12 protein-coding genes, 1 tRNA gene and 1 pseudogene are annotated in these 10,099 nt (G+C 46.1%); 8 read left to right on the top strand and 6 right to left on the bottom strand.

Translation table 11 applies throughout. The features are described from left to right. The 4 genes from BGK46_RS17200 to argF all read right to left on the bottom strand — a co-directional run. The coding region (locus BGK46_RS17200; protein WP_175418663.1) for a transposase domain-containing protein at window positions 1-149 on the bottom strand (149 nt) is incomplete at its 3' end. 161 nt (window positions 150-310) lie between these two features. After that, window positions 311-778 carry an aspartate carbamoyltransferase regulatory subunit gene (gene pyrI / locus BGK46_RS13250; protein WP_069589977.1) on the bottom strand — a complete coding sequence of 156 codons (468 nt, stop codon included), beginning with the start codon at window positions 776-778 and terminating at the stop codon, window positions 311-313. Beyond that, window positions 778-1,719 (bottom strand): aspartate carbamoyltransferase, encoded by a 942-nt coding sequence (gene pyrB, locus BGK46_RS13245; protein WP_069589975.1) that lies wholly within the window; start codon window positions 1,717-1,719, stop codon window positions 778-780. Before pyrB ends, pyrI begins: the two co-directional genes overlap by 1 nt. Before the next feature lie 214 nt (window positions 1,720-1,933). Beyond that, entirely contained in the window at window positions 1,934-2,941 is a 1,008-nt protein-coding gene (argF, locus tag BGK46_RS13240) for an ornithine carbamoyltransferase (protein ID WP_069589972.1), read from the bottom strand. Between the two features lie 321 nt (window positions 2,942-3,262). On the opposite strand from argF, the gene BGK46_RS13235 reads away from it, so the two are divergent. From BGK46_RS13235 to BGK46_RS13210, 6 genes are all read left to right on the top strand, one after another. Then, window positions 3,263-3,508 (top strand): hypothetical protein, encoded by a 246-nt coding sequence (locus BGK46_RS13235; RefSeq protein WP_069589970.1) that lies wholly within the window; start codon window positions 3,263-3,265, stop codon window positions 3,506-3,508. Between the two features lie 154 nt (window positions 3,509-3,662). Further along, window positions 3,663-3,738: transfer RNA gene (locus BGK46_RS13230), tRNA-Ile, on the top strand. A 1,027-nt stretch (window positions 3,739-4,765) separates the two neighbouring features. Then, window positions 4,766-5,197 carry an acetyltransferase gene (locus BGK46_RS13225; protein ID WP_069589978.1) on the top strand — a complete coding sequence of 144 codons (432 nt, stop codon included), beginning with the start codon at window positions 4,766-4,768 and terminating at the stop codon, window positions 5,195-5,197. A gap of 102 nt (window positions 5,198-5,299) precedes the next feature. Beyond that, window positions 5,300-5,848, top strand: coding sequence for a lecithin retinol acyltransferase family protein (locus BGK46_RS13220; protein WP_069589968.1), 549 nt, complete (start codon window positions 5,300-5,302; stop codon window positions 5,846-5,848). Window positions 5,849-5,892: 44 nt separating this feature from the next. Beyond that, entirely contained in the window at window positions 5,893-6,357 is a 465-nt protein-coding gene (locus BGK46_RS13215; RefSeq protein WP_069589966.1) for a hypothetical protein, read from the top strand. 85 nt (window positions 6,358-6,442) lie between these two features. Next, window positions 6,443-7,186 (top strand): hypothetical protein, encoded by a 744-nt coding sequence (locus tag BGK46_RS13210; protein ID WP_069589964.1) that lies wholly within the window; start codon window positions 6,443-6,445, stop codon window positions 7,184-7,186. A 467-nt stretch (window positions 7,187-7,653) separates the two neighbouring features. Here BGK46_RS13210 and BGK46_RS13205 read toward each other — a convergent pair whose 3' ends face one another. Next, window positions 7,654-8,721 (bottom strand): IS110 family transposase, encoded by a 1,068-nt coding sequence (locus BGK46_RS13205; RefSeq protein ID WP_069589962.1) that lies wholly within the window; start codon window positions 8,719-8,721, stop codon window positions 7,654-7,656. A 149-nt stretch (window positions 8,722-8,870) separates the two neighbouring features. On the opposite strand from BGK46_RS13205, the gene BGK46_RS13200 reads away from it, so the two are divergent. Together BGK46_RS13200 and BGK46_RS13195 are read left to right on the top strand one after the other, a co-directional pair. After that, window positions 8,871-9,278 (top strand): DUF6678 family protein, encoded by a 408-nt coding sequence (locus BGK46_RS13200; protein ID WP_069589958.1) that lies wholly within the window; start codon window positions 8,871-8,873, stop codon window positions 9,276-9,278. 39 nt (window positions 9,279-9,317) lie between these two features. Continuing rightward, a complete protein-coding gene (locus BGK46_RS13195; protein WP_139130787.1) occupies window positions 9,318-9,674 on the top strand; it encodes a hypothetical protein in 357 nt (118 codons plus the stop codon). 92 nt (window positions 9,675-9,766) lie between these two features. Here the strand turns inward: BGK46_RS13195 and BGK46_RS17760 are convergent. After that, window positions 9,767-10,099: pseudogene (locus tag BGK46_RS17760) on the bottom strand (IS5/IS1182 family transposase); the annotation flags it as partial.

Below are 10,099 nucleotides of genomic sequence, written 5' to 3'. Positions count from 1 at the left end.
TCCATGGGGAGCCTACGCTTACGAATCGTCGCGACGCCTGTGTCCTCAAGACATTGGTGAATGAGTTCAGGGCAAAGGAGATCGGATAGACCATTGAGTTGGTCAGCAGAGAATTGATGTATTCGGTCGAGGGCTTGTCTTAAGAACATAAAAAAATCCGAGTGTGCAGAAACACTCGGATTTTGACACCCTCTCAGGATCGTTCAACCGATCATTTTTTGCTTAACTGATCGGCATTAAGCATTACGCTGGCTTTTTTGTTGCCCTTGATATTCCTCACCAAGGGCTAGTCGGCACGGATAACGAGTGCTTAGTGATTTTCGGTCATGATCTCGCGAGAGAAGACCTTTTCACAGTATTTGCAGCGCAGTTTGACATCTTGCTGCTCGGTTAACACTCGAAAGCTACTGACCACTGCAGGCTCACCGTGCGTGATACAGTTACTGTTCGGACAGCGGAACACGCCTTGAATCACCTCTGGTAATGTCAGCGGCAGCTTGGCGACCACTTGATACTCTTCGATTTGATTCACCGTCGCTTGTGGCGCATAAAGTGCCAGCTGGCTGGCTTGATCTTCGCTGATCACCACGTTTTCAATTTTGATCAAATCCTTGCTGCCGAGCGCGGAAGAGGGCAAGTTCAAGCCAATGGTGATCCGCTCTTCACTGCCATGCATTTGAAAGAGGTTGAGGATCTTAAAGCCAATGTGCGCTGGAATATGGTCAATCACAGTGCCGTTGCGAATCGCTTCTACTTGTAGTTTGCTATCAGTGTTCATTAGGCGACTCCTTCCACTTGTTCATTTAACACCAATGCCAATAGTGCTTCGCGCGCGTAGACGCCATTTTCGGCTTGCTCAAAGTAATACGCATGCGGGGTTTTATCGACATCCACGGTAATCTCATCCACCCGTGGCAGTGGGTGCATCACTTTCATATTGGGTTTCGCATCACGCAACATCGCAGCGTTTAGGATAAACGCAGCTTTGATATGGGCGTATTCTGACTCATCGAAGCGCTCTTTTTGCACACGGGTCATGTACAGCACATCCAACTCAGGCACCACTTCTTCAATACTGCTATGCAGGCTGTAAGGGTGGCCCGCCGCGGTGAGCTCATCGAGCAAATACTCGGGCATGGCGAGCGCATCGGGGGCGATATAAAAGAAACGGTTCCCTTCAAACTTGGACAAGGCTTGAGTGAGGGAGTGCACAGTACGGCCATACTTCAGATCGCCGACCATGGCAATGTTGAGGTTATCTAAACGGCCTTGGGTTTCATAAATGGAGAATAAATCCAGCAAGGTTTGGGTCGGGTGCTGGTTCGCGCCGTCACCGCCATTCACCACAGGCACACCTTCCGAAAACTCTGAGGCCAAACGGGCCGCGCCTTCTTTTGGATGACGCATCACAAAGCCATCCACATACGATGAAATCACACGCACCGAGTCAGCCAAGGTTTCACCCTTTTTACCTGATGAGGTATTGCCGCCATCGGGAAAGCCAATCACCGAGCCGCCTAGGCGTTGAATGGCCGTTTCAAACGACAAGCGTGTGCGGGTGGAGGCTTCAAAGAAGCAGCTGGCAATCACCTTGTTTTTTAGCAGCGTCGGGTTAGGGCGTGCCTTGAGTTCGCCCGCCGTGGCAACGATTAACTCCAGCTCGTCGCGGCTGAGCTCGGGAATGGAAATAATGTGTTTGTTATACAGGGTATTGGCCATAACGCGAGTCCCTTTCTTTGCAGTGTGCTACAGGCAAAAAAAAACCTCCGAAACGGAGGTTTTTACGATCACGACCAATGCGGGTGCTGTCCCCCTGAGGGGCGGATAGCGCGCTGTTTGTGGGTGGAATAACAAACATATCGACTGGCCGTGTAATGAGATCTGGCCGAATTATACGCGCCTTTTTGTGGGGTGCAAGCAAAAGTGCAATCGTTTACGCCTGTGGTTTTACGAGTGTGGCGACCATCACAGCCTTGATGGTATGCATGCGATTCTCTGCTTGATCAAAGACGATCGACTGCGCAGATTCAAACACCTCTTCAGTCACTTCCAGGCCATTTAATCCATATTGTTCAGCCACTTGCTTGCCCACTTGGGTCTCATCATTATGGAACGCGGGCAGGCAGTGCATAAATTTTACCTGAGGGTTTTGTGTCGCTTGCATCAAGGCTGGCGTTACTTGATAAGGCGTAAGCGCAGCCACGCGTTGTGCCCATGCCGACTCGGGCTCGCCCATCGATACCCAAATATCTGTATACACAAAATCACAGCCTTCCACCGCGGCAGTCTCTTCACTTAAGGTGATCGACGCGCCAGTGCTGGCGGCAATATCTTGGCAACGCGCAACCAAACTTTCTTCGGGCCAATAAGCTTTGGGTCCAATCAGGCGTACATCCATTCCCATTTTAGCGGCCCCAACCAGCAAGGAATTGCCCATGTTATTGCGCGCATCCCCCAAATAGGCAAAGGCGATTTGATTAAGCGGCTTGTCACTGTGCTCTTGCATGGTGAGCAGATCAGCAAGGACTTGGGTGGGGTGAAAGGTATCTGTTAGTCCATTCCAAACCGGCACGCCCGCGTAGGCTGCCAAGGTTTCCACTACATCTTGCCCAAAACCGCGATACTGAATGCCATCGTACATTCTTCCCAGCACGCGCGCGGTATCTTTGATGGTTTCCTTATGGCCAATTTGCGTACCACTTGGGCCGAGATAGGTCACTTGTGCGCCTTGATCAAACGCAGCAACCTCAAAGGCACACCGCGTGCGCGTCGAGGTTTTCTCAAAAATCAGCGCAATATTCTTACCCTTTAGACGGGCAACTTCTTCACCATTGGCCTTCGCCGCTTTTAACATCGCAGCGTCGTCCACTAAATCTTGGATCTGTGACGGGGACAGATCTAACAGAGTGAGCAGTGAGTGTTGGTAGAGGTTGCTTTTCATATATATCCCTGTTTATGGCTTATTTGTGAATATAAAACCAATAAAAATGTTTAATTATTCTTTCGGATAGTAAGGGGAGAGGAGATGGGATGCAAGCCTATTGCCCCACGCAAGCGTCATGTGTTGACCAAAAACCTATCATTTTGATGCTTTTCTGACCGAGATGGGGTTTTTTAAACGACAGCTGACACGCCTAAAAAACCGGCGACAAACTCCGCGCGCCTTTTACCAACCCATAGCGTCTCAATGACAGAACACCGCTGGCATCGCGAGATACTGATTTTGTCCTCAAGGGCAACGACAAAAATGAAGGAGAAAGTGATGAAAGCACACAACAAAGCACTCACCCTAAGCGCATTAATGATGATGGTTGGCCTAGCCGGCCCTGCTATGGCAAACGATGAGCCAATGCAGCCAGCAAACGGACAGCCTGCTGTGACCTGCCCAGACGGAAGCACCGACTGTGATACCCAGCCGATGCCAGAAGAAGACAACAGCACTTGGCCTGCTGAAGAAGAGAACACTTGGCCCGCCGACGACACTAGCCAAGACCCTGCGATGCAGTAAGGCGAAGACAACCTAAGTAAGCAAAGCGTGAGTGCCGCCACATTGGCGGCGCTTGTTTTGGTTTTACCGCGCTAAGTGCTCAAAAAGCATACTGAATTCACCCCCCTTACAGCTAGACACCCTGTCGGGCATCCCCTATAATCCCAACCCACTCGGCCCCTTAGCTCAGTGGTTAGAGCAGTCGACTCATAATCGATTGGTCCCCAGTTCAAGTCTGGGAGGGGCCACCAGTTATAGCAAGGCGTAGCAGGTTAGTACCTACTACGCCTTTTTTGTGCCTGCTGATTTTTAGTCAAACACTTAGTCAAACAAGAACGCACTACTCTTGCTGTTTCGCATCAAAATAAATCAGGTGACAAATCGATAGCTCAAAACGCTGGATTAGGGGAGAGAAATAGAAAAGCCCTAATAGCTGCGTTTGCGAGGGCTCCGATTGCCCAAGGAGCGCACCTTCCATCAGGGCTTAAATTCGTTTTTGAGATCAATAATCTAGCTCAGTGTTCACAGCTAATGAGGATAAACGTTTACTACGTGAACACAAATGGCATATAGCCGATAGAACCTCCGAGAGGATTGTGTGAACTATAGAAACTATAGAAAAAGTCCCAATGGCTGCGTCGGCTTGGGCTCCAATTGCCCAAGGGGCGCTCCTTCCATCGGGACCGATTCACAAAACTAGTGCCCAAACTAAGTCTTGTCAATCGAGACTGGTCTGGAGTTTATTTGAGGTGACTATTTATTGAGATAGGGCTGATGTCCGCTAATCTAACCTTTCGCTTTGCCAAAGCCCACCTTTGTATCCATATCACAAAACATGTGCCATCTAACATTTTGGATAACAGCGCACGAAAGCCCACACACGGCTTGATACACTCATCTACAAATTTGCCAATATGATGGCGTGTTAGGTGCCGACAACTGACCGGCGGTAGCATTGCTAAACACTGGGTACCTAACCAGCTTATCGAGCAGACATACCCAATAGCGTGCGCGTTTATCCGTGACCGATTCACACTATCCCAGAACGGATGATTAAAAGAGCCTATTAGTCATGCGTTTACAGCTTGACGCTTGGGGATAGTGTGAATACCTGAGTAGTGATAGGAGGCATGCACACTTTCGCGGAAGAGTAGTATCCATTAGAGGTGAGAAATTATATTGGTAACAGATAGTTAGGTGGGCAAGAGTGCGTATAACGGTTTTGGGAAATCGTGCGTGCGCACTAATACAATGTTAAATTTTCAATCGGGTTTAGTGATGAGTATTGAGGTCGTAGAAAAAGCAGATCACCTTAAGCTGATAGAAGTCTGGGAAGCGTCGGTCAGGGCAACGCATGATTTTCTGTCTGAAGATGATCTACAGGAGTTAAAGCCGTTAATCCTGGGGCAGTATTTTGACGCAGTTGATTTAAGGTGCGCTAAAAACGGTAACGGTGAAATTCAGGGATTCTGTGGAGTACATGACGGTAATATTGAGATGTTGTTCATCTCACCTGATGCTCGCGGAAAAGGCATTGGTGCCATGTTAGCGGCCCATGCTATCAAAGAGCAGGGAGCATCAAAGGTCGATGTAAACGAGCAGAATGAACAGGCGGTAGGTTTTTATCAGCATATTGGCTTTAAAGTGATAGATCGGTCACCAGTCGATGGTCAGGGTAAGCCTTATCCGCTGTTGCATATGGTGCTATAAAAATTTAACAAGGCCAGGCACGGCGACGTCTTTTTCGTTGCGGCTTCGCCTTCACTACAAAGCCGCGCGTGCTGGCGGCGTTAGCAATAAAGGAGGCATAGTATGGGGCTTTGGGATATGATCGTTGAATCTTGGGAAGAGGCATGTGAGGAAGTTTATCATCCTAAGTTATCAAGAGGAACTGTGTTAAGGATTGAATTAACGAGATTGGGGATCATTGGGTTTGACCATTATGGAATATATGCAGGGAACAAAAAGGTTATTCATTTTTCAGAGGGTAAAATACGAAAAGAATCTCTAGAAAAATTTATCGAAGGTGCAGGGATATTTAATGGAAATTTTGTTGAGGTGATGACTTTTTCAAGTTCAGCAACAGAAGATATAACTCTTGAAGAATCTTATCAAAGAGCCAAGTCATGTATAGGCATGGAGGGATACGATGTTTTGGACTCAAATTGTGAACACTTTGCCCTATGGTGTCGTACAGGTGAAGCATTCTCAGGACAAGCATTTGGTAGTAATTCAGATTTGTTTGATATGCCAACTGCTGCTATAGCCGTAAATATCCCAAGAATGATTGGTCAGGCGTTTAATAAGTTGGGAATGGAAAGAAGTAGAGAAATTGGCATTAGTGGTATAGTCGATGTATAAATAAAATATATATTTCTAAGCGCTTTATTTTAAATAGGTTTCGTATGAGTATTCAGAGTATCAATTTACTATCGGATAATTTGGCACAGAGTATACTTGATGCCATGCTGTCCGTATGTGACCTAGAGGTTTCATATGACACTGATGGTGCACTAATTGGTGATTTTGAACATGCCTTTAACCACGTTGGGCTGTATGGGTTTATCTTAGAAAAAGAGAGTAAACGAGGTGTTGCATATATTGGTAAAACGGAGAAAGACAATAGGTTGAGGCAACACATTACAGAAAAGAATAAGGATGGGACACCGTTAAAAGAGAGTGTATCAACGAAACACAAGGAGATCAAAAAAGCAATTTCTGCTGGGTATAAGGTCTACTTATCGTTATACAGTAATAATGATTTCAATAAGTCTAGTCTATCTTGCATGGAAATCTCTTGTATTCAAAATGGAATAGATCAGTTAGCGAAGGTATTCCCTGATGTCACAACATGGAACAGAAGAATTTAACCGTCATAAAATTGCTAAAAAAGCATTGCACCGGACTCGCTAACGCTTGCTCGGCGAATACGACGTTATACGACTGGAGTAAGATTTGAGCTACGAACTCTTAGCTAAAAATCATGAAGATTTATTGGGGCATATGGCTGATATAGCCTTGATGCAGCGGGTTATTAAGAACTCATTCCAGCGTGAATTCGACTTGTTAAATGAATATGAGTTGAAAAACTCTCCTTCGGAAATTATCAGCCATGATGCTTTTGGCTCTCATGATCTTGTTAGTGGTAAGCTAAAGAAGTACGCTTTTTGCCAAACGTCCATTGCAGAGTTGAAGAAGTTAACTTTATGGCACAAAAATAGCCAATATTGCTGGCTGCTTGTGCAAGCCTATGAGTGGTTTGAAAAATTTATCTTTGATTCTCATAAACTAATTCTTCGAGAACAGCCTAAAACGAAAGCTTTAAATTGCTCTCTTTCATTTTTTAGTTCTACCTATACGAGAGTAAAGGAATATGAGAAAAAAAATGCTTCTGGCATCCACCTCAAAATAGCCGTTTTAATGATAGAGCAACTAAGGCATCAAATTGTTCATGCTCAGGGTTGTGTCAATGACTTTGATGATTTTTCAGAGAAAATAATCTCAAAATCAGGAATTAACAATGACAAGCCCGAACACAGAAAATTTTTTCGGCAGTTTATTCTCGATAATAAAGTTTACTTACTTGAAAGACCTATAAACGACGGACATTACCCTCCTAGGTATCATGACACATATACGCACTTAGTTAGTTATTTGATTGGGTATGCAGGATTAATTAAAGAAGCGGCGGAGCTTTAGCAAGTCGCATAACACATATGAGCCCTTCTCCGGTCAATAGGCAATAGTATTTTTTTGGCTGCGCAGCAGCCAATGCTCTCGAACAGCAAAGTCGTCTACTTCGTTCTGTCATTTCCGCCATTAAGTCATTGCTTACGGCAAACACATATAGAAGGTCTCTTACTGCGGTCTCACCGCTGCCTGCCAATCCTGTGACAGGGCCATTAGAGATTATTCGGTTAACCCAAGCAGGCGCTATTCAAAAAGAAGGCTAAACGTTTGTTTTCCAGTTATCTTCAGGCTCAGTTTGGGTGTAAGCAACTTTGTTGTTCGCTTGTGTGCGCAACAATGGGGCGGCTAATCAAAGCAAAGGGGCTTGGACAACCATTGGCACAGCAGACCATTGGGGCTTAATGCCCAGTGAACTCAGTCAGCAGCGTGCTCCTTCTCAGCACCAGTTAGACGTTCAGCTCACCCCATTGTGCGACTTACTCGGGTAAGAATTTGTGTTCGTCAAACACGGTTTTGTTCCTCAACATGAAGTAAACGCAGCGTCCCAGCTTGTGGGCGAGTGCAGAGAGTGCTTTGGCTTTACTCATTCGCTTTTGTAATCGGTTTAGGTATTTCCTGGCCTTTTCATTGCCGCGAAGATAAAGCACCGCCGCTTCAGAGAACGCCCATTTTAGGTGTGCGTTACCGATTTTGTTGCCATTGGTCCCGTATTGTTTTCCCGCAGATTCGGCTTTGCATTTAATCAGTCGCGAATAAGACGCGAACTGTTGGACTGTTGGACTGTTGGACTGTTGGACAGTTGGAAAACGTTGGATGTTGCCAATTTCATACAAGATAGTCAGTGCCAGAATGCGGCCAATGCCAGGGATGGTTTGTAGCAGTTGGTAATCTTGCGGGTTATGTTGTTTGGCATTTTGCTCGATGAAGTGTTCAACGCTTGCCAGCTCTTTGGTGTAGAAGGCAATCACGTTCAAATCGATATCGAGATTGTGGTTTATTGCTGGTTCGTTGAAGCGGTTGCGAACCTCCTCTCTGGCATAGGGATAGCGCAGTTGGAGGTTAGGTGCAGGATGATTGTACTGACTAAAGGTGTTGGAGACATGGGCTTTCAAATCAGCGCCGTGACGCATGATTTTGGTTCGGCAGCGAAGCAAATCGCGAGTGGCTCTCATCGCTTTTGGATAGACATAAGCCAGCGGAAAGTTACCGCCCCTGAGAAGAGAAGCAATCTTATAGGAATCAATGCGGTCGTTTTTGGTTTTGCCGCCGTGAATGGCTTTCATGTACAAGGCATGGCCGAGCACAAAGTCAAAGGCGTAATCGAGACAAAGGTCACTCACCCAATACCAGCAATGCATACACTCGACGCCGACAACAATGTGGTCTTGAAAGGGCGCAAGAGTGTCTAAGAGTGCGTCGGGGTTGGCGTCAACTTTCTTATGAACCACGGTGTTACCCGCAGAATCAATGATACAGACATAAAGAATGCGCGCATGCAGGTCGATGCCGCAGTAATAATCGTGCTGTTGGTTATAAAATCTCATTGAGTCTTCTCCTTTTTGGATTTGTCGCCTTCCAGCTTAGCCCGATGGTTAAGCTGGAGGAGAAGGCTCAATGAGTATCAAAGCCAAGCAGTAGGACGCTCGCAAGCTCGGGCCTCTGCTGGCAGCGTTAAGTGTCTAAAGAGTCGAGTATGGAACTAGATACTAAATCGAAATTGAAGCGATATATTGAGCGTGAAAATATTGCTAGCGTTCTAAACAACACTAAATGGGAGCGCCTTTTTAAAGAGCTTCAGGAAATCGAATTCACGCTAGATTTTCAACGCAAAGACTTAGATGAAACTGAACCAAGCCCGGATTACTGGGATTCTGACCTATATCATGTCATGGGGGCGTGGGAGCAAATAGAGTGGCTTAATATCAGAGCTTTAATCAGTCGTCCTAAAGGGGCTTTGATTAAGCCGGAAATAGAAGATAACACTCAATTATTAATAAAAGCATTGAGGCAATCTGGTGTACCTTATTGCATATACAATGATGGCATAAGAATTTATGGTTATTTGCGTCCAGGAGTTAGCCCTGAGTGGTTCAGTACTTAACAAGCGGCTCCAACGGAAAAATTTCCACTGTCACCTTTTGTGCAAAAAACACGCAAAAAAGCCGCCATCAATAATTTTCTCGGTGAGCCGGGCGTTAGCAGCACAAATGGAGGAATAAACATGGTTACACTATCAAAGCGCCTTTCCTGCTTTGCTGCATTAATTATTTGTATGGTGATGATGGGGCTGGTGCATGCTGAAACCGTTGAAGGAGCCACCTACTCAATAATTTCCGACAACGAATTTCGGGACGTGAAACGGAGTGTTGATGTGAGGTTGGACAGGAAGGTGTCGGCTGAGGCGTTAAGAAAGATAGCTATGGAATTAAAAAATATGGAGCGCAAGAAATATGACCGGATTTTTATTGCTTATTACCTTCCAAATATGAAGGCCTGAATTCAGATAATAAGTGCAACACTCATGGTTAAACTGGGCGTTGTTGATCAAATCATTCACCTAACGCACTGATCCCAATGGGGTTGCCCCCATCAATCAACTCGGTAACTAACAGGCATACCAAGTCTTATGACTTTGTTTATTGCTTTCACGTTGGCCAATGCTTCGCCAACTTGTGCATCGTAATCACGTAGTGTCAGCTGAGAGCTGATTAACGTTTTGTATCGAGACATGCCTGTTTCTGACAGAGAGCGTTGGTGATAACCTTCTTCTCGTTTCCAGTTTGCCAAGTTACCCGATTTCAAGGCGCTGACGGCTGCATTACGAGGGTGACCGTCCTCCCAGTACCCCGCCTTGGTGCGCGGTGGAATGGAAGGTATGCTGACTGGTCTTTCTACACATATCCGAGCCACCGAGAACGGCAA

It is taken from the genome of Salinivibrio sp. SS2, from assembly GCF_001722075.1.
Classification (GTDB): domain Bacteria; phylum Pseudomonadota; class Gammaproteobacteria; order Enterobacterales; family Vibrionaceae; genus Salinivibrio; species Salinivibrio proteolyticus.
Note: the sequence above shows the minus strand (reverse complement) of the source record. Positions and strands in the feature narration are given on the sequence as shown.